This is a genomic window from Pedobacter terrestris (genome assembly GCF_052343045.1).
Taxonomy (GTDB): domain Bacteria; phylum Bacteroidota; class Bacteroidia; order Sphingobacteriales; family Sphingobacteriaceae; genus Pedobacter.
This window is the reverse complement of record NZ_CP180264.1, coordinates 1,486,323-1,507,753: the sequence shown is the minus strand read 5'-3', so window position 1 is coordinate 1,507,753 and position 21,431 is coordinate 1,486,323. Positions and strand designations below refer to the sequence as shown.

Annotated in this window: 10 protein-coding genes; 4 read left to right on the top strand and 6 right to left on the bottom strand. The window is 40.8% G+C overall.

Annotated features, from left to right (window positions below):
• Positions 1-51 precede the first annotated feature (51 nt).
• The 4 genes from ACJVDH_RS06475 to ACJVDH_RS06460 all read left to right on the top strand — a co-directional run bounded on the left by ACJVDH_RS06475 (position 52) and on the right by ACJVDH_RS06460 (position 5,956).
• Positions 52-465 (top strand): EamA family transporter, encoded by a 414-nt coding sequence (locus ACJVDH_RS06475; protein WP_443946745.1) that lies wholly within the window; start codon positions 52-54, stop codon positions 463-465.
• A 754-nt stretch (positions 466-1,219) separates the two neighbouring features.
• Positions 1,220-3,694, top strand: a complete 2,475-nt coding sequence (locus tag ACJVDH_RS06470; RefSeq protein ID WP_443946744.1) for a TonB-dependent receptor domain-containing protein — start codon at positions 1,220-1,222, stop codon at positions 3,692-3,694.
• Between the two features lie 315 nt (positions 3,695-4,009).
• Positions 4,010-4,759 carry a helix-turn-helix domain-containing protein gene (locus tag ACJVDH_RS06465; protein ID WP_443946743.1) on the top strand — a complete coding sequence of 250 codons (750 nt, stop codon included), beginning with the start codon at positions 4,010-4,012 and terminating at the stop codon, positions 4,757-4,759.
• A 21-nt stretch (positions 4,760-4,780) separates the two neighbouring features.
• Complete coding sequence (locus ACJVDH_RS06460; protein WP_443946742.1) at positions 4,781-5,956, top strand: FAD-dependent oxidoreductase; 1,176 nt, start codon at positions 4,781-4,783, stop codon at positions 5,954-5,956.
• 100 nt (positions 5,957-6,056) lie between these two features.
• Here ACJVDH_RS06460 and ACJVDH_RS06455 read toward each other — a convergent pair whose 3' ends face one another.
• The 6 genes from ACJVDH_RS06455 to ACJVDH_RS06430 form a co-directional block, all read right to left on the bottom strand.
• Entirely contained in the window at positions 6,057-7,322 is a 1,266-nt protein-coding gene (locus tag ACJVDH_RS06455) for a glucuronyl esterase domain-containing protein (RefSeq protein ID WP_443946741.1), read from the bottom strand.
• Between the two features lie 76 nt (positions 7,323-7,398).
• Complete coding sequence (locus ACJVDH_RS06450; protein ID WP_443946740.1) at positions 7,399-9,042, bottom strand: RagB/SusD family nutrient uptake outer membrane protein; 1,644 nt, start codon at positions 9,040-9,042, stop codon at positions 7,399-7,401.
• Positions 9,043-9,052: 10 nt separating this feature from the next.
• Positions 9,053-11,854 carry a SusC/RagA family TonB-linked outer membrane protein gene (locus ACJVDH_RS06445; RefSeq protein WP_443946739.1) on the bottom strand — a complete coding sequence of 934 codons (2,802 nt, stop codon included), beginning with the start codon at positions 11,852-11,854 and terminating at the stop codon, positions 9,053-9,055.
• 33 nt (positions 11,855-11,887) lie between these two features.
• Positions 11,888-13,561 (bottom strand): RagB/SusD family nutrient uptake outer membrane protein, encoded by a 1,674-nt coding sequence (locus ACJVDH_RS06440; RefSeq protein ID WP_443946738.1) that lies wholly within the window; start codon positions 13,559-13,561, stop codon positions 11,888-11,890.
• Positions 13,562-13,576: 15 nt separating this feature from the next.
• Positions 13,577-16,747 carry a SusC/RagA family TonB-linked outer membrane protein gene (locus ACJVDH_RS06435; protein WP_443946737.1) on the bottom strand — a complete coding sequence of 1,057 codons (3,171 nt, stop codon included), beginning with the start codon at positions 16,745-16,747 and terminating at the stop codon, positions 13,577-13,579.
• 585 nt (positions 16,748-17,332) lie between these two features.
• Entirely contained in the window at positions 17,333-21,400 is a 4,068-nt protein-coding gene (locus ACJVDH_RS06430) for a hybrid sensor histidine kinase/response regulator transcription factor (RefSeq protein WP_443946736.1), read from the bottom strand.
• Between the last annotated feature and the right edge of the window lie 31 nt (positions 21,401-21,431).

Sequence of the window (21,431 nt, the reverse complement as noted above, 5' to 3'; positions counted from 1 at the left end):
CAGAATTTCATCAGATTTGACACCTATCTTTATGCGGATTAACTTGATGATATGTGGAAATATTATGCAATACTTTCGGCCTTTTTTGCTGCCACAACCGCCATATTGGCTAAAGTGGGCACTACCGGGATTAACAGTAACCTTGCTACCGGAATACGCACAATTGTGATCTTATTTGTAGCCTGGGGAATTATTTTGTTTAGCGGCGGGTTTTCAGAAATTCGAACATTAAATAAAACAAACGTTATTTTTCTGGTCTTATCTGGCATTGCAACGGGTTTATCGTGGATTTTTTATTTCAAAGCCTTGTCTATCGGCGAGGTTTCTAAAGTAGCGCCAATAGACAAACTAAGCGTTGCAATTGCAATGGGGCTTGCGTTTCTAATTCTTAAAGAGCCTATAGAACTGAAAACTCTTGCCGGTGGTGCGCTTATTGCTGCCGGTAGTATCGTTATTCTTTTATAAAGATTGGCTTTAAGACCATTTAGCCAACCACAAAATTACTTTAGAATTTTTTGATTCTAATTTAGTGCACTATGTTAAGTAATGAACAGCTAATGAAAGATAAGGATGAATATTACCGGTCGGTGTCTTTTTAATCGGCAAGATTCCGGCCGATAGCAACACCAACCGATAGATGTATAAATAGAACACTGCATCTACCGGTCGGTGTCTCCACCGACAGGCAAGATTTCGTTCGGTAGCAACACCAACCGACAGATGTATAAATAGAACTCTGCATAATACCGGTCGGTGTCTTCACCGACAGGCAAGGTTTCGGTCGATAGCAATACCAACCGACAGATGTATAAATAGAACACTCTACCGGTCGGTGTCTTCACCGACAGGCAAGATTTCGTTCGATAACAACACCAACCGAAAGATGTATAAATAGAACACTGCATCTACCGGTCGGTGTCTTCACCGACAGCAAGGTTTCGTTCGATAGCAACACCAACCGATAGATGCATAAATAGAACACTGCATCTACCGGTCGGGGTCTTCACCGACAGGCAAAAAATGATTATCTTTTTCATATTGCAGATTTTAGCGCAAAACTCTACGTCAATTTCGAATAGATTTACAATTTCATTCATCAGAGCTAAAAACCACAACAATTTCGTGGCGTTTAACGAAAAAAAAAAGTACTGACAGCGCGACTTCAGAATTGCCACAGATTCTGTTTGCACCTTTGGCATTATTTGCTCAACTAAGATTCATGCGATATTTGATATTTTTAATTGCTTTTTTTGCTATTCCCTTCAGCATACATGCACAAACACCTGGCGGAAAGGGCAAAATCTCCGGAACTGTTATAGATGCTTTTACCAAACAACCTGTAAATTTCGCTACCATTACGATTTATTTCACTGGCTCTGAAAAACCAATTAACGGCATTAGCTCTGATCAGAAAGGAAACTTTTCTATAAATGGACTTGCGCAGGGCGTATATCGTGTTACGGTTGATTTTATCGGTTACACTCAACTGGTTATTGATCCGGTAAAACTTAATGTGCAAACGCCTTCTGTAAATCTGGCGACCTTGCAACTTAGCGCTATGGACAATCAATTACAAGGCATTACCATAAGGGCAAAAACGCCTATAATTGAAAATAAGATTGATAAAACAGTCTACAATACTGCAAACGATCTGACTTCACAGAACGGCGTGGCGCTTGATGTGCTTAAAAAAGTTCCGATGGTGAGCGTAGATATTGATGGGAATGTAGAGCTTCAGGGCAGCAGCAGTGTTCGGTTTTTAATTAATGGTAAACCTTCAAGCATTTTCGGCGCAAGCCTTGCAGATGCACTTCAATCTATACCGGCAAGTCAGATCAAAAGTATTGAGGTAATTACCAATCCGGGCGCCAAATACGATGCAAACGGTACAGGTGGCATCATCAATATCGTACTTAAAGAAAACAAATTTCAAGGTGTAAATGGTAGCATAAACTACTCTATTGGCAGTCGTTTGCAAAATGGCGCAGTTAATCTAAATGTAAAACACGGTAATTTTAGCGTAGGCGTTTTTGCGAGTGAAAACCAGCAATTTAAAACCACAACCAATACCTCTTCTGATAGAACATCTTACAACGCGGCCAGAGATACTGTAAATAAATTCCTTCAGCAAGGTGTAAGTCCGCAGCAACGTGTCAGTTACCAGGCCGGAATTAACCTTGGCTGGACTATTACTCCGAAAGATGAACTTACTGCAAGTTTAAGTTACAATCATTTTAACAACAATACAGAAGGTGTAACCAGCCAATCTCAGCAATATTTCCTTGCAAATAGCGGAATGCTCATTTCTGACCTAAGCAGCAGAAGAACATCTCTGAGTCGCTTTAATGCCAATTCAAAAGATGTAAGCTTGGGGTATAAGAAAAGCTTTGGTAAAAATGGCCACGAGCTTGATTTCCAATACAACGGAAGCTTTGGCCAAAATCAAATTAATGCTTCGCAGGTTTCTGCTTACACCAGTAATTTATATCCAAATACCGGTATAATCAGTTCAAATCCGGGCAAAGAAAATCAATCTGAAATGGTGTTAAATTACACACTTCCGATAGGAAAAAAGCTGTCAATTGAAAGTGGCGCAAAGCTGATTATTGACGATTTAAACAATACAGTAATAACGGATACTTTGCTGGCTAACGGCAATTACATTACCAACGCAAACCAGAGTTACAACTTTAAGTATAAACGCAATGTGTATGCTGCTTATCTTTCTTCATCTTTTTCTTTGCTCAATGATTTTATTACCGGAAAAGCGGGTTTAAGATATGAGCGCACCGGACAAGTAAAAGGCTTTTCTGGAACCGATATTGCGGGCTATAATACATTTGCACCGTCTTTTACTTTGCAGCATAAAATTAATGACAGTGAATCTGTTAAACTGGCCTACACGTATCGCATTGAACGGCCGGATTACGGAGATTTGAATCCTTTCTACAACATCAGCGATCCGCACAATATCAGTACCGGAAATCCACTTCTAAAACCAGAAATCGGGAATAACTTTGAGCTTGGCTACAGTAAAACTTTTGAAAAAGGCGCTAATATTTACGTTGCCGGTTTCTTTCGTAGAAATACTGATGATATGCAACAGTTTACCACATATTATGATGTTTTAAACATTAATGGTACAGATTATTCTGCGGTAGCTTTAACACAACGTGCCAACCTCGGTTCGCAAACCAGTATTGGCGCCAGCATATTTGCATCGGTTCCGGTAACAGAAAAATTAAATCTGCGTACAAACCTACAGGCAGGAAACAGAAGTAACGCATCGCTTGGTTTGGCCCCTGTAAGTGCATTTTCCTACCGCCTTAACCTAAATGCCAGTTATGAATTTCCTAACAATTTACTGGCCGAAGTTTTCGGAAATTTCAATTCAAAGCAAAGAAATTTCAGAAGTACAAGACCATCTATTTTCAATTACAATCTGTCCATCAGAAAACAATTCTGGAATAAAAATGCAAGTATTGGCTTAACCGCAGCAAATCCTTTCAACAAATATCTTTCTCAAAAGCAAACAAGCTTTGGCCCAAATTTCGATCAAACCAATTTGAGAATGGTACCGGTACAATCTTTCGGACTAACCCTTTCTTATAAATTTGGAAAACTTCAGTTTAAAAAAGACAACAAGGCAGATAATACACCACAGCTGCCAGATGTTGGTGGCGGCGGTAAATAAAAATAAAACTAAAGGGTTATCGCGAGGTATTCTTTTTTACTTTCTGTTGCACCTTTAAAACGCAAATTGGCGCTAAAAAACCTCCGAAAAGGCAAATTCAAAATTTCTTCAGTTTTGCAAATTATCCATCATAAAAGGGAACCTGAATGTGCTGCTTCAGGTTAATCCGCTTACGCTGCGCCAATACCGTTTAATTGAAAATATTGATGTCACGATATGTACATGCATCAGAATCTGCCGATACTGAATTAACAAATGCAGATGCGTATATTTGACTATCGGCCGTGCTAAACAATTTTCAAACTCAATCCCCGCATGAAAAAAGACGTGCATTTTAAGCTTAAAGCGCCAGAAAAATCTCTGAGCGATTTTGTCTATTGTTTTTCTTCTTTCCAGAATTTTTCCAATCAACACGAAGCGGTGATCATCCCAAATGGAAAAATTGACCTAATTTTTTCAAAAAACAATAACGGAACGATCCAAATTGCTTTACTCGGATTAGAAACAAAACCCAAATATTCCAGTCAGGAAATACATAATTTCTTTTCAATCAGTTTTAACCCGCTGGCTATCGAGTATGTTTTTAAGCAGTCTGTAGCAGAAATCATCAATTCCGGGAAGATAATTTCGTCCGGTTTTTGGGATCAGGGTTTGGAAGATTTTTCTGATTTTGATGCATTTTGTGAACATATATCAAAGAAAATTTACGCTTTGCTGCCAAAGCAGATTGACGAGCGCAAGAAAAAACTCTTTAATTTGATTTTATCATCGAACGGAGAAATCCCGATTCAGGAACTTTCTGAACAATTATTCTGGAGCCCTCGACAAATAAATCGCTATTTTAACCAGCAATTCGGTCTTTCGTTAAAAGCCTATTGCAAAATATTGCGTTTTCAGGCTTCGCTCCCACACATTAAAAACGGCGAATTGCATCCGCAACTTAACTTCACCGATCAATCTCACTTTATCAAAGAGATCAAACAATTTTCTGGCGTCTCGCCTAAAGAACTCCACAAAAATAAAAACGACCGATTTTTACAATTTCTAGTTTATGACGATCAATAATTTTGCGTCTTAATGTTTGAAATGATGTTACTAAAAGATAAAAAAATAGCCATTATAGGCGGCGGTCCCGGCGGACTTACCCTCGCAAAACTTTTACAACTTGAGCACATAAATGTAACCGTTTACGAAAGGGATTTAGATAAAAATGCCCGAGTGCAAGGCGCTCCGCTTGATTTACACGAACATTCTGGTTTAGCCGCGCTACGGAAAGCCGGTTTAATCGAGGTGTTTAAAAAGAATTTTATGCCCGGTGCAGATAAAACAACAATTGCAAATGAACGGGCAGAAATTGTTTTCAGCGACCATGAAAACAAAGTTGAAGAAAACTTTGGACATGAACATTTTCGGCCGGAAATAGACCGTGGTGTTCTCCGTAAAATTTTGTTAGATTCTTTAAACCCCGAAACTATTGTATGGGACAGTCACTTCTTATCGATGGAAAAACACGGTGAGGGCTGGAATTTACATTTTAAAAATAAAGAAACAGCTTACGCGGATATTGTAATAGGTGCAGATGGCGCAAATTCTAAAATCAGACCTCACCTTACCCATATTAAGCCGTTTTATTCTGGAATTGTGATGCTGGAAGGCAATATTTATAATGCTGCAGAAAATGCACCGCAGATGTCTGCCCTATTGCGCGGCGGGAAAATTATGGCTTTCGGCAATGAGAAAAACATTTTAATGGGCCAAAAAGCAAACGGCGAAATTGGTTTTTATGCAAGCTTCAAAGCTGAAGAAAACTGGCCGGAAAAAAGTAAATTGAATTTCTCCGATAAAGAAGAAATATTAAATTGGTTCAAAACATATTATGCAGAATGGAGCGAAATCTGGCAGGAATTGTTTGCAAATACACAAGTTCCATTCATCCCAAGGCCGATTAATTGCATGCCTTTAGATCAAAACTGGGAAACCTTGCCCAACCTGACTATGCTTGGCGATGCAGCGCACCTAATGCCGCCTTTTGCTGGAGAAGGAGTAAATATGGCGATGTTAGATGCACTTGAATTAAGTGGTGCACTAATGAGCGGCGATCATCAGTCTGTTCAGCAAGCCATTGCATTTTACGAGATAAACATGCGGAAGAGAGCCGCACAAATTGCACAGGAATCTCTGGATAACGGAGAGCGGATGCATAACGAAAATGCGCTGAACATCATGACTGAGTTTTTCAACGGGGCGGCAGAGAAGCGGTAAAAGAACGGAGGCGCCATATGGCTAACCTCCGTCGTCATTAAACTAACCAACATATTTTGTCGAACGTGAACGCTAAACAAAGTTTTGCGTACGATACATTTTATTTGTTCTGATAATTGTAATTTGCAAAACGGATAAAATTTGTCCAGTCGTATACATTAAGATCGTGTTTTCCCTCCCTGAAGTGATAACCGATTGCAGATCGAATTACAGGTGTGTTTATTTTGGGCATTTCTGCAGGAAGCGAAACTTTTTTGTGGTACAGGTTATATACCGGACGGGCATTCACGAGTGATAAAAAAGATCCATAAGGATCAGCCCATCTGTCTTCCGTTGCGTTTGTGGTATACACGGGCCGTGGAGCGATAAGCCCAATCAGCATGTGCTGATCTACCGGTAAACTGTCTACATTATTGCTGAATTTCCGGTAATTGCCGTTAAACCAATGGCCAAATTGTTTGTTGATGAGGCTTACCGTTTCTCCATATTTACGCCGGGAAAGTGCTGCTCCACTATTTCCGGAACAACTGCTAAACACCATTGCAAAACGCTGATCTTCTGCACCTGCCCATAAGGCAGTTTTGCCTCCGCGTGAATGGCCTACAATGGCAACTCTTCTCGAATCAATATCTTTATCAGTTTCAAAATAATCCATCACGCGACTTGCTGCCCAGGCCCAGGCTCCAATTGCTTTAATGCCGTTATCCTGTGTTAACGCTTCCGGATACAGCGCATTTATAACGCCATTCTGATAGGTGTTTTTATTGTCGGGCGCAACATCTCCATTGTAAAAAGCCGCGATTGCATAGCCACTGTCGATCACCATCTCTGCTGGCCAAAATGTACTTTTGTTTACTCGTGACGGATCTGTATTTCGTTTGCCACGGTTGTTGATCAACAAAAACACAGGAGCAGGCTTGCTGCGTTTATTCGGGATAAAAAGTACCATTGGAAAAACAATTGACTTTCCCTTATTCCAAACGCTGATCTGAATTTCTTTCAGAAGCGCTTTTCCGTTCATTGCCAATGGATTTTCATGAAGAGCAGCGAATTTTATGCTATCAAATGACAATGGCATTTTACCGTAAATATTTTCTTCAAATAAACCCAAAATCTCTGGTCTACGTTTTTTCTCCCATACAGAAACACTCTTTACATTTGTTCCATCGATTGTTTTCAATATTGGCGGCAAAACAAAAGCGGGTACGGTACTTTCATCATAATTGACAATTTCGCCCATAAATTTGTCGGTTTTCTGCGCACATGCACTGGAAAATAACAATAGGAAAACAGAAGAAAAGACAACACGTTTTATACTGAGCCAATAACTGATTGTGTTGAATGTTATGCTAAATTTTGCAATCATCGTCTTTCGCTTTTTTATGGTTTTATCCAAGGCTACAAACCTGCAGATCTTTCACTCGGTTTGTAGCGTTTACATTTTAATAACCTGGGTTCTGGATCAACTTGCTGGCTTTATTAATTTCGCTCTGCTGAAATGGATACCAATAATTTTTGGCTGTAAATGTGCGGTTTTCAATTACAAAAGGTGCATAAGTTAATGTCGTTCCCACTTTAATAATTTTCATACCGTTTACAGGCGCACTAAAATACTGCTCTCCTTGTTTCCAGCGGCGAACATCAAAGAAACGCTGTTCTTCAAAACACAATTCGACGCGGCGCTCATTTTTTATCCGTTCTCGCATCTGAGCCTGAGATAAACCATTTAATGAAGGCATACCGGCACGGTTGCGCACCGCATTAATTGCCGAATATACTTCTGTTCCCGGTCCTTCAGATTCATTCAGTGCTTCGGCATACATGAGCAAAATTTCTGCGTATCTGAACAGCACCCACGGTCTGCGTACACTTGTTGTTCCGGTGATGTTATACGTTGCATTACCACTTAAAAATTTGCGCAGATAATATCCCGATTTTGTGCTGTTGACATTGGAAGGATCATTGTCTCGCCCGCCGTCAAATGTTTCTACTGCGCGAGACAAGCTTCCGGTTTTAAATGTTGCTCCGTTATATACCACAAACTGATTTAATCTTGGGTCTCTTCCGGCATAAGGATTTTGAGGGTTATAACCGGAAGCCGGATCTGTGATTGCCCGCCCATTACTCATTTCGAATGCATCTACCAGGTTTTGTGTTGGATTGGTACGTCCCAAACCACCTGTAAAGCTGATGGGTGCATTATTGGATTCTATTGTATTGATATTGGCAGCAGGGGTTGCAAAAATTACTTCATTGTTGTAAGATGTTGCGGTTGCCGTATAATCCCAAAGTGTAGGAAACAAGGCATTGCTAAGCAAACTGTGTTTGTTTAAGTTCATCAGATCTTTGGCGGCTTTTGCTGCATTTTGCCATCTCATCAAGTCATTGCCCGTATTGTATAGCGGACTTGCATAAACCAATAAAGTTTTTGCCTTAAGGGCCATTCCTGCAGCTTTGGTTGCACGCCCGTAATTTGCGGCATCCCAATCTTTTGTAGATGTTGCCGCTATCTGGTTAATTGCCGAATCGCAGTCTTTAACAATCTGCTGTACCACTTCATCTACAGAATTTCTTGGAATATTAAGGTCTTCTGCAGCTGAAAATGAACGGGTTGCAAGCACGATACCACCATAACGCTTAAACAATTCGTAATGAAATAAGCCCCGAAGAAAAAAGGCTTCTCCTCTTAATCCCCTTAAATCACTGGCAGGAAAAATCACTGCTGTTGGAGAGCGTTCCAAAAAGGTGTTCACCACCCACAAACCATTATACAGGTTGGTATACTGTTCATCAAAAGTCCGCAGACTGCTCCAGTTTCCATTGTTGAAAATGTTCACATTACTGTTAACATTGGAATTTACAGCTTCATCACTTCCACTGGCTAAGAGTGCCCCAGCGCCATCTACATTGTATCGCGCCAGCATATAATTGTAACCATTATTCAGGTACTCGCGTACGCGGCGGTCGGTATTCCAGATGGCATCTTCCAGAACAGGCCCTTCGCTGTATGAAGGTTCAAAAAAATCCTTTTTGCATCCGTAGAAACACAACAATAAAAGACTTAGAATGTATATTTTATTTTTCATCTTCATTTATTTAAAATTTGACATTGATACCCACCGCAAAAGTTTTCACATATGGATAGGAAGAGAACCGGCCGGCATTTGGCGTTTCCGGATCGATACCAAGTTTGTTGAGTTTTGAAATGGTAAAGATGTTGTTGCCACTCACAAAAATGCGTGCGCCTTTAAAGCGCAGACGTTGATTGAATTCATCTGGCGTAGAATAGCCAATTTCGGCAGCACGGAGTTTTAGAAAATCGCCGGAATATAGCCAGAAAGTAGAGTTTGCAGTATTGTTGCCATTGTCAGTAATTCCTATTCTCGGATATTTCGCTGTAGACGCTGTAGCAGGTGTCCATGCGTCTGTAGAAAGCTGGTTTAAACCATTTGGACCTGCATACATAATCGCTGAAAGATTGATTGTTCTGCCGTCTACGCCCTGAAATTGAACACCAAAATCAAATTGTTTGTATTGGATATTAAACCCAAAACCATAATACATCTTCGGAATATCAGTAAAATCGCTTGCGACAGCATCATTTGCATCGATGATTCCATCATTATTCACATCACGGTATTTCAAATCACCGGGCACCACCAGACTTGATAAAGTTTGCCTTGCACTTGCATTGATCTCTGCCTGATTCTGGAAAATACCTTCAGCAATGTAGTAGTTGCCTCCGTTAACATAATGCCCAATAGTAGATTGATTGGGCAAGACATTTTCTGTACGTTCCAGAATGATATTTTTTGCCAGGGTAAAGTTTGCATTTGTGCGGACCATAAATGCGCCGATCTTTTTATTAAATGCACCGCTGGCATCAAAACCTTTACTGCTTACTTTTCCTGAATTTACCTGTGCAATGGCAATACCCAAAATACCAGGCAAATTTGCCGGACCAAGAATATCTGTACGTTTCTCATCAAAGTAATCAACAGAAAAAGTTAAAGCGCCTTTCAGGAAATCCACATCTGTTCCAATATTTAAACGATCAACTTTTTCCCAGGTAGTTAATGGATTTCCTGCCGGACTTACCAATCTCGCTGTTGTGGAGGTAGAGAATGAAGAACCTAAAAATGGGCCCGCATCTCTGGTAAATAAAGTCCGGTAGGGTAAGCGCACAACATTTCCGTTTGCATCATAACTGGGACCAATATTTCCTGATCTTCCATAAGAACCTCTCAACTTCAGGTAACTGATTATTCTGGAGTCTTTCAGAAAATCTTCTTTAGAAAGCTGCCAGCCTGCTGATACAGCCGGAAAAAAACCAAACCTTCGGTCTGGTGCATAGTTTTCAGACCCCGAATAACTTCCGGTAAAACCGATCAGATAACGCTCTTTAAAACTATAATCTGCACGCCCTGCCAGCATACGTGTTCTATAATCTAAGCGGTCTACTGCGGCACTTACATATTGTTGTGCACGCAGGTTAGCGGTAATCCGGTGTTCACCAAAATTGCGTTTGTAATCGAAACCAAACCAAAGCTCATTGTTTTTGGTATTGGTTTGAAAAGCAGCTGTACGGTAGGCAATTACTGCAGGCGTACGGTAAGTTTGCACAGGTGTAACGGTTTGGTTGAATACAGCATAATTTTCTGTCAGGCCATCGCCGTAGTTTCCGTAACCATCGTACGAGAAGAAAAGGTTTGCAGAAAGACCTGGAGTAATAAAATCAAGTTTCTGATCGGCCATAATACTGGCAAGCAGAATATTTGTTGTTGTTCTGGCAAAACCAGTAGACTGTAATTGTCCTAAAGGATTATTCTGAAACAAGGATGTTCCGCCGTAACTTCCATCGGCATTTACAATGGGAAAAGCATTTGGAGGTAAGTTATATAAATTGTTCAAAACGGCTGTTGTACCATCTCCAACATCATTTCTAACCTCGCTCCTTACCCCTGCCAGCAAAGTCAATGTAAGGGTTTTACTCACATCATAATCCAAATTAATCCTGAAATTATAACGTTTGTAACCGTAATTGGAATCGTAGTTTGGCGTTTTTGTTTCTTTAAACAATCCCTGCTGGTTGAAGTAACTCACCGAACTAAAGTAGCGTACACGTTTATTTCCGCCACCAAATGTAATCGCATACCTCTGAGTAGGTGCCTGTTTTTTCATAAAGCGCTCCAGGTAATTGTTGTCGGGATATAAAAAACGATCTGTGTGGTTTTTATATCCGTCTAACGCCGCAGCACTGTAAGCGGGTGCCTGGCCAACATTTGCAAGTCCCTGATTGTATAAGCGGGCAAAATCATAAGAATTTAAGGGTTTAATCAAATTATCCGCAGATTGAAAGCCACCCTGAGCATCAAAAGTGATCTGACTCTGACCAATTTTGCCGCGTTTGGTTGTGACCAGAATTGCACCATTTCCTCCATTCAAGCCATACCAGTTTAGTGAGGCTGCATCTTTTAATACCGTTACACTTTCAATCTCTGTGAGGTCCATATCTTCAAAATCCCGTTCAATTCCATCTACAAGGAAGGCTGGTGCAGAGCCTTGGGCATAAGACGATCGCCCGCGGATTTGATAGGCAACATTGCCACCTCCAGGTTGATTACCTGTCCAGCTGAATAAAAAACCACTCAATCTACCCGCCAACAAGCCCGATAAATTACTGATTGGCACTTGTGTAAGTTGGTTGTACCGAAGCGCGCTCACTGCATAATTAAGTTCTTCACGGCTTCGTGTACCAAAGGGGATTTCTATTAATTTAGTGTTGGTATCTGTAGAATCCGGTTCGCTGCTTCCGGTATTCTGAGCCATTGCTACACTGCTTAACAAGCAGCACAGTATAAACAGCCCCAGGCCATAACATTTACTATATCTTGTCATTTCTTTTCTGTTAAATTATGTACGATCGAATATTTACCAACCTGGATTTTGCTTTAAAGCGCCGCTGGTTTTATTCATTTCTGATCTCGGAATCGGGTACAGATACATATTATCATTGAAAACTTTTTGAAATACGGGCAATTCGACTACGTTATAAGTGAAAGTTCCATTTGCATTTCTGATGACTTTCATACCCTTCATCGGTTGAGCAACAAGCTCAGCGCCTTTTTTCCACCGCATGATATCCCACCAGCGCATATCTTCAAAAGCAAATTCTACGGCGCGCTCATTCCGGATTCGTTCTCGCATTTGCACCTGGCTCAATCCAGCTGGCAAAACCGGCATATTTGCCCTTAACCGAATGGCATTTACAGCATTGTATACACTTGCTGAGGCACCACTTTCCTCATTCAAGGCTTCAGCATAATTCATTAGTACCTCTGCATATCTGTAAAAAACGTAATTAAGCAATGCTGAAGCCGTTGATCCAGAGCGGGAAGCTTCCGGCCATAAACGCTTTAAATAGTAACTCGTTTTGGTAATGGAAGCTGCACTGCTAATGTCTGTGCCATACGTTATAATACCTTGTGCATTGGGTTCAGATTGCCACGTTTGCACTGCGCGACCCTGCCAGGTTACGCCGTTGTACAGGATGTTGACGTAAAAGCGTGGATCTCTATTGGTATAAGGACTTTGTGGATTGTAACCAGATGTTGGGTCTGTAATTGGTTTTCCATTTGCCATTTCATACAAATCGACATGGTTCTGAACTGGTGATAAATTAGACTGAGCTCCACCGTAACTGGTAGGAATTAAAAAATCGCTCAGGTAAGTACCGATAAATCCTCTTCCACCACGCGGCCAGATCCGGATATACTCATTGGAATTCGCTACGGTTAGTACATTTGCATAGCTGGCCTCAAGTGAAAATTTGTTGAGATCGATGATAGCTTTTGATGCATCGGCGGCTCTTTTCCACTTGGTTAGATCATTGCTCGGGTTGTTCAGCGGACTGGCATCGAACAGGAGTGCACGGGCCTTAAGCGCCATTGCTGCAGCTCCTGTTGCCCGGTTGGATTGCGCTGCCGGATTTGGCCAATCCGCATTGGTTAAAGGCAATAAGGTGATCGACTTTTCGAGGTCGTTCAGAATCAAGGTTAAGGTTTCTGCATAACTGCTCCGCGGAAGATCTGTAGCTGCATCCGTAAAATCCTGCGCCTGTGTTAGGAGCACCACGCCACCAAAGCGGCGTAACAATTCAAAATAAAAATAAGCCCGCAGATACAACTGCTCTCCCCGGATATATTCCGGATTGTATAAGGCATTCCATGGCGTTTTATCCATATTGGCCAGCATGATGTTAACGTTCCGGATTCCGCGGTACATCTGCGTATAAATTCCGGTAACATCCGATGCACCAGGATCTAAAAACTGGCCGGTATTCATCGACGCTACTTCAATCTGACCATTATTTGCTATAGATTCATCGGTAAACTGTGAGGTCATCCCTTTGTAGCCACTTAAACGGCCATAATCTGTAAGAGAAAATGTATAACTGAAATCACCGTACCTGGATGCCAGCAACGGATCTTTAAAAACTTCCTCGAGATCGCTTTGTATACCAACATCGCGCTGCAAAAAATCTTTCTTACAGGAGTAACTGCTAACTGCAATCATCAGAATCAGGAGATATGTGAATTTTTTCATGACTGTAATTGTGAATTAAAGTGAAAGATTAAGACCGAAGTTTACAATCTTGGTAGTTGGGATAGCGGTGATAGACGAGGCATACGCATTTCCCGACAAACTGTTTTCAGGGTCTATGCCGTAAAATTTCGTCCATGTTTTTAAATTCTGCCCGCTTATAAAAACTGTTACACCATTTAACCGAACTCTTGTAAGCCATTTTTTAGGTAAGGTATAACTGAGCTGTATATTCCGGAGTTTTATGTATGAAGCGTCCTGAAGAGTAAAGTCATTTAAGCTCTCATTGGGATTTGCATTTAGTCCCGGGCGTATAACCGGCCAGCTTGCATTGGTGTTGGAAGGTGTCCAACGGTCAAGCATCGGTGCATAATATTGATTTAGACCTCCACTTTGAAAAACTACATTGGAGCTTACATTGGTTACACCATTAAAGAGTGCCGACAGCTGAAAACCTTTATATCCAAGCTGTATATTTAAGCTGGCATTGTATTCAGGAATATTTGGATGCCCGATCGCAACTACATCTTGGTTGTTAATAATGCCATCTCCATTTACATCCTGGTATTTAAAGTCGCCTGGGATGGATGGATATGCCGTTATTTTATTTAGCGGACTACTATTAATATCCTCCTGATTGGCGTAAAAACCAAGTACATGATAACCGAAATAAGTTCCGAGCGGTTTACCTGAAGCACGGAGGTTTTCTGCTAGTCCAGGTGCTTCATCCAATACTCTGCGGGCATTTCGCGCAAAACTCATGTTTCCGGTAAGCGCGTAGGTAAAGTCTTTAATCCGATCTCTGTATGTAACGGAAATTTCGTACCCGTGATTGTAATTTACGCCATAGTTTGTGCTTGGAACTGTTGCTCCATATGTTGCAAAACTGGTTGCAGAACGTGTGGTGAGGATATCGGAACGCTCATCATCAAATAAATCTGCTGTAATGTTCAATTTATCACGGAATAATGAAAGATCTATACCGATATTTCTTTTGAGAGATACCTCAAACGTGATGAAAGGATTTCCGAACTGAGATTGGATATACGTAGGTGCGCTGAAGTTGCTATTGGGGTTACCAAATACGACAGTAGAGCCTGCGCCAAACCTGTTTTGATAGTAAAATCTGCTCGTACCCGGACTTGGAATCCCCACGCGGCCAATTGACCCGCGGATTTTTAACATGCTAATCCAGGTGAATTTTTTCATCCACTCTTCATTCGCGATATTATACCCTACGGTTGCCGCCGGAAAAAAACCATAGCGGTACCCTTTTGCATAGTTTTCCGAACCATTATAGGTTGCACTGGCGGTAAGAAAATATTTATTTCCGTAATTGTAGGTAGCCTCGCTTATCAAACCCTGGTTGGCAAACGGTGCCGCAGCGGCTGCTGAACCTTGTAATTCGCGCTGGCCGATTAGATTTGCACTTACATTGTGTTTTCCAAACGTTCTGCTATAGGTTAAAAACAATTGAAGGTTTGTTTTGGTAAACCCACTTCTGGAATAGGCGGGTGCACCAAAAAAGTCATTATATGTACCACCTACAGGTGTAAGTGCGAGAGAGTTTCTGTCGAGTTCCAAATAACCTACGCTCCCTCTCTGCAATTTACCCGATAGTTGAGTCGCGTCATATCCGAACTGGGCTTTGAAATTAAGTCCTTTGGTAATAAAATCCAGTTTCTGTCTTAATGTAAAAATAGACTCTGCAATATTGTTATCCGTAAATGCGTAGCCACCATATGTAAGCAAGGCATAGGGATTAAATGAGTTTACACCTCCTAAACCATAATTTACAAGGTGATTGTAATTTCCATCAAGTGCAATAATTTTCGGATCGTCAGAATTGATATAGTCTTTAAAAAAAGGCGCTGCCCAAGATGGCATTTTCAAGGCACGCCCAACAAGGCCTTCAATTCCATTGCTGACCACACCTGCAGGATCGTTGTATTCACTCATTCCCGCCGGGCTATACCGATGCTCATTGCGGCCGGCAAGATTTACTTCAAAATTGGTTGTTTTCGTCAAATCTATCCCTACACGCGCCCTGAAATTGTAGCGGCTGTAACTTGGTGAGGTAGAATAATCTAATGGTGTTTTAAACTCTTTAAAATTCCCTTCTTCATTCATATGACTAAAAGAGGTGAAGTATTTAACTTTTTCACTTCCGCCGGAAATGGTCAGGTTTTGCTGGTTTTGCAACCAATTCTTTTTAACCAGTTCATTGTACCACATTACATTTGGATAAAGCAGCGGATTTCCGCTTCCGGATTTAAAAATCGCCAGATCTTCATCGGTAAACGTTCTGGGATCCCCCACATTAACCTGACCTTCAGTTAACAACATTGCACTTTGATACGCATCCAGAATTTCTGGTCGTGATGTTGGGCTTACAATTCCCAAATTGCCCGAGAAGGTTACTTTTGCAGGTCCTTCAACACCGCTTTTTGTGGTAATTACAAAAACACCATTTGCGCCCTTCAACCCATACAAAGCTGTAGAAGATGCGTCTTTCAGCACGTTAATGCTTTCAATCTCATTTGGATCGATATCGCCAAACGAGGTGCGTTCCACTCCATCAACAATAATTAATGCAGTAGCAGAAGGTGAAACCTGACCACGGATATATAATGCTGCCGAGTTTAGGCCAGGGCGACCAGATGTTTGTTGAACAACCAATCCCGGTACACGGCCAGCCAAAGCATTTGTTGTATTGGTTACCGGTGCTTTAAGTAAATCTTGACCGGAAACGGTACTGATGGCCGCCGTAACAGCAGATCTTCTCTGAGTAGAGTATCCGTTAACAACAACTTCACTGAGTGAACTGCTGGTAGATGGCAATATGACGTTAAGCAGGTTTGCGGAAGCCACAACCACTTCCCGGCTTTCGGAGCCTATGAAGGAAAAAACAAGTGTTTGGCCGCGGTCTGCATTGATGCGGAACTTTCCGTCCACATCGGTCTGAACACCTATAGTGGTTCCTTTAATTTTTACGGATGCACCCGGAATCGGGAGATTTTTTTCATCCTTTACCGTACCGGTAATTTCCTGGAACAGTAAAGCAGCAGAATTGGTTGAATCCCCAGTGGCTATTTCTTTGGGTTTTGCATATAATATGCCCTGCCCTACGCAAAATAGAACAACCACCATTAACCAGATTTTAAGCCTGATGTGTAGTCTTCTTATCATTAAGTTTGATATTTGGTTAGAAATGATTTGGCTAAAACGCATGTTCCCTTCAGGGAATGGTTTACAAATTTGTTCTGTTATACATACAGTGGCTAATCAATGCCTCAATATTCATCGTGGAAAACGAGTCAGCAAGATTCATTAAACATTACCCAGGCTACGTGTACACATGCTGTATTTCGCCGTGTTTTTTTTGCCGGGCTTGCAGATAGATCCTCCGCAGATAAAAATTTAAGTGTTTTGATTAGTTGTATGTAGGCTGTTAATCGGAAACTGAAATCTTTCCATTTACATGTTGATGTGGGGGCTTTAATTTTATCTCATGTCGCATCGCCGAGATTGTGTTTAGATGGCTTGTCATAATCGTTAGGTTTATTAATTTGGTTAAGACAAATCTATAGCACACAAGCATTTGTGAGGGTTCACTTTTGTACAAAAATGGTTTGCTTTTGTACAAATATGCGATTGCAGCCACTATTTTAAAAAAAAGTAGGCTGCGATCATTGCTTTGCAGAATTTTTCAGAAGATAAATTAAAGGATATGCAACCCGAACATGAAGACTCAATAATGATTTGTAGAAGTGCTTATTTCTTATTGCCTGAAAAGTATTTTTTCTTAAAATCTGAGGGCGTAAAGTCAAATTGTTTTTTAAAACAAACACTAAAATACTTTGCGTTGTTAAAGCCTGTTTGATAAGCAACCTCCGAAACGGTCAAGTCTGACTTTTCAAGTAAATAAGCACTTCGTTTCAACCGTACATTCAGAATAAATTCTTTAATTGACATGCCTACAATGTCGTGTATTTTCTGGTAAAGGATTGTTCTTCCAACATTCATATCGGATACAAAATCTTCTACAGAATAATTTGCATTGGCAATGTTTACTTCAATAACCTTCATTGCCTTAATGAGCAGTTCTTCATCCATTGAAGTTACGGTAACATGGGATGGTTCCAGCTGTATCCGTTTCATGTATTTTTCTTTCAGTTCCTGCTGGTTTTTCAGAATATTTTCAACTTGCTGAAGAAGGTAATCCACATCGAAAGGTTTATCGATAAAAACATTGGCACCAAACTCCAGTGCTTTTATTTTATTCTGATGATCATCTCCATTTCCGGAAATCATTACAATTGGAATGTGGCTGGTTTTGAAATTTTGCCGCAGGCTTCTGCACACGTCTAACCCGTTTTTATTCGGCATAACCAAATCGGTTATAATCAGTTGAGGATAAATTTTTTCTGCTTTGGTTTGGCCTTCCACTCCGTCGTTGGCAGTATACACATTGTATTTTTGTGCAAGCCTTTGTTCCAGATATAAGCGCATTTGCGGATCGTCTTCGATCAGCAAAATACTATTGCTTTTTCTTGCTTCTATTGTATCACATACCGGATCTTTAGTCTCTTGCATAATGATGTCGTCAATTTCAGAAATTGTATAGTCATACATATCGAGCTGAAGATTGGCTACTCCAGACTGCTTCTTCAACGGCAGCATTATGGTGAAAGCAATTTTATCGTTTTTATTTATCATCCAGATGGTTCCACCAAGAATTTCAACCAATTCTTTTACAATGGCCAGCCCCAATCCGGAGCTTTCCTCAAACGTTGGTCTTTGAGAGGAAAGGCGGTTGAATGACGTATACAGGGCAGCAATCTGTTCTTCAGAAAAACCGTCTCCGGTATTTAAAACTTCAATAGAAATGTATTCGTTTTCATGATCAGCCGAATTCTTCAGCCTGCTTTTTTCTTCATCAGAAGCAGCATACATCCGCACGCCAACATAACCCCGATTTGGCGTATATTTCAGCGCATTTGAAAATAAATTGGTTAATATTTTTTCCAGAACATCATAGTCAAACGCAAGGTAAATACTGTCTTTAAAAGCCGAAAAACTGGTTTCAATTTCTTTCTTATTGGCATACAATTCAAACAAGCCAAAGATGTCTTTAACAAAGTTGATAAAATCTCCGGGTTGCGGACTTAATGTAATTTTTTGACTTTCTATTTCTCTGAAACGTAGGAGTTGACTGATCATTCGCTGGATTCGGGTAACATTTTTTTCAATCAGTCCCATGTATCCTGCGGCCTGTTCACTTTGCAAAAGCGCCGTTTCCTTCAATTGTTTTAGTGGTTGCAAGACCAAGGTAAGCGGTGTTTTAAGGTCGTGGGAAATATTTGTAAAAAAATCAGTACGGGCTTTATTTAATTCGCGCATATTTTGTTCCTTCAATATTTCTAAAGCAAGCCGCTCTTTGAATACCTTTTTATTAGAAAAGTAGGTCATGATAAAATACATCAGTATTATCGCAATTGCTACGTAAAAACAATAGGCCCACCAGGACAGAAAAAACGGTGGATCTACATGAATATATAAGCGGGAAATGGCATCGCCCCAAATCCCATCATTATTCGAAGCCTTGATTTCAAAAGTATAATCTCCGCCAGGCAAATTGAGAAACTGCACCAACTTCTGCCGAGTTTGGATAATCTGCCAATTGTCTCCAAGGCCAAGCATCCTGTAGGCAAACTGATTCTTATTCGCAGAAAGATAGCTGTTTGCGGAAAAACGAATTTCGACGTTAGACTGATCGCTTGACAGGTTTATGCGGTCTTGTTTTTGGTTGGATAAACTACCAATGTCTTTGGCCAGCGGACTATTTTCTGTAGTGTTTGAAAATGGTTTGTTGTTGATTAGAAAACCGGTAAAAAATACGTGAGGTTTCTGTGGATTTTTGTTTAGATAAGCCGGATCAAAGATTAAAAACCCACTGGTACCACCGAATAACATTTCGCCTTTGGCAGTTTTATACGCGGCCCGCAAATAGAAAGAACCACAACTATTTTCGCGATAGAAACGCGCTTTTTGAAAATTTTGTTTTTTTACGTCGAAATAGTACAGGCCGTTTCCGGTACTAAACCAGATATTTTTAGAAACATTGTCTTCTAAAATACCAAATACCATTTTGGCGGGCATACCATCCTCTTTACTGTAATTGCGATATGTACCATCTTTTTTTAGCACATTAACGCCCTTGCCAAGTGTTCCAAACCAAACATCGCCATTGGCTGCAAGGAGGTAGCTGCACAAGGAATTTACGGCGTAAGCTGCATTTTTTATAAAATGATGTTCCAGAACTTTCAAAGTTGTACGGTCTACAACAAAGAAACCCTGATGCGTAATTAAGCAAAGTCGATTCTGATCGTCTATAAACAAAGTTTCCACTTCAAGATCTATCCGTTTACCATTTGACGCAATCACTTTAACCATTTCTATTCCAGCATCGTTTTTTTTCCTGTAGAAAAACGGCCTGTCTGGATCTGTCATCCACCAGGTATTTTGTTTATCCTGTACGAAACTATAAACGGTGAGTGATTTTTTACTTTCAGGAGAATCGAAATCGAAACTGGTGAACGTTTTCCGATTGAAGTTGTATGATGAAATGCCTCCATTGAAAGCTGCAATTAACAGCTGTTTATTTTCCGGATCAAACTTCAGTTGCTTAATCATATTGGAGTTGGGAGAATTTCCCTCCGCCTTCATAAAATGGCTGAAGGTATCGCTTTGCCGGTTCCAGCAATTCAATCCGCCCCCTTCGGTACCAATCCAGATATTTCCGAGGTGATCTTCCTGAAAACTGCTTACAACGGGATGGTTCAGGCCTCCTGGAGTTGGACTAAAATACCGTACCCGAGAGTCAAAAAGTGAGCAATACGCGATTTTACCACCATAAGTGCCAATCCACGCGCCCTGATCGGGGTCAGCATAAATAGTCCAGATTGAATTATTGGGCAAAGAAAATGCATCATTCAGGTTCATGCGAAGAAACCCGGATTGCTGCTGCGTTGGATCATACAGAAAAAGACCTGCCTGAGTGGCTACCCAGATTATGCCAGATTGATCTACATGAATTTTCTTTGCCAAAACTGGTTGGCCGCCAAAAGTCACCGGGATTTCTCTAACCAATGCTCCATTGCCGTCCGTTACATGAATTCCATTCCTCTGGCTCAAAAAATAATACAATCCATGATGCTCCAGTACATCGGACACTACGCTTGATGAGGGTTCAAAATCTGCAAAAGACGAAAACCGCCCAGTCTTTTGTTCAAACTGGAGCAAATGTTCATCCTGAGCAAGAAAAACCTTACCATTTACACTCGTCACGCCACCGAAATACTTATTTCCGGGCAACGTAAAATGCCGGGCTTTAAACGTCAAATGATTATAGGCGATCAACTCTTTGTCTGCCAGCATGAAAAGATTGCCATCGTTATTCAGACAAACTGAACGAATTCTACCCGGAACAGCAATCTGGAAGGAAAACCGCGCATAATCAAATTTAAGCAAACCATGAGAGGTGGCCAGAAAAAGATTGCCTTTTTTATCGCGAAGCAAACTTCCGAACGCCCATTTCAGGTTTGGTTTTATAGCGTATACAAGATCATTAAGCTGGTAAAAGCTATTGCCGTCGTACATGAAAAGCCCATCAAAACCTGTATACCATATCCTGCCCAAACTATCTTTCGCAATACTCTGTATACCACCATAATACGAGGTTTCCGGCATAACATGAAAGCGATATCGTGAGATATCTATTGCGAGAAGATTTTGCAGAGAAAAGGCAATAAAACAAGCTACCAAGATGAGTTTTTTCATTTACCTGAACTGTTGTTGATGATTAGAATTG

Bases quoted from the DNA above. Each gene is read 5' to 3' on its own strand.
- ACJVDH_RS06475 (WP_443946745.1), top strand. From the start codon at position 52: ATGTGGAAATATTATGCAATACTTTCGGCCTTTTTTGCTGCCACAACC.
- ACJVDH_RS06470 (WP_443946744.1), top strand. From the start codon at position 1,220: ATGCGATATTTGATATTTTTAATTGCTTTTTTTGCTATTCCCTTCAGC.
- ACJVDH_RS06465 (WP_443946743.1), top strand. From the start codon at position 4,010: ATGAAAAAAGACGTGCATTTTAAGCTTAAAGCGCCAGAAAAATCTCTG.
- ACJVDH_RS06460 (WP_443946742.1), top strand. From the start codon at position 4,781: ATGATGTTACTAAAAGATAAAAAAATAGCCATTATAGGCGGCGGTCCC.
- ACJVDH_RS06455 (WP_443946741.1), bottom strand. From the start codon at position 7,322: ATGATTGCAAAATTTAGCATAACATTCAACACAATCAGTTATTGGCTC.
- ACJVDH_RS06450 (WP_443946740.1), bottom strand. From the start codon at position 9,042: ATGAAAAATAAAATATACATTCTAAGTCTTTTATTGTTGTGTTTCTAC.
- ACJVDH_RS06445 (WP_443946739.1), bottom strand. From the start codon at position 11,854: ATGACAAGATATAGTAAATGTTATGGCCTGGGGCTGTTTATACTGTGC.
- ACJVDH_RS06440 (WP_443946738.1), bottom strand. From the start codon at position 13,561: ATGAAAAAATTCACATATCTCCTGATTCTGATGATTGCAGTTAGCAGT.
- ACJVDH_RS06435 (WP_443946737.1), bottom strand. From the start codon at position 16,747: ATGATAAGAAGACTACACATCAGGCTTAAAATCTGGTTAATGGTGGTT.
- ACJVDH_RS06430 (WP_443946736.1), bottom strand. From the start codon at position 21,400: ATGAAAAAACTCATCTTGGTAGCTTGTTTTATTGCCTTTTCTCTGCAA.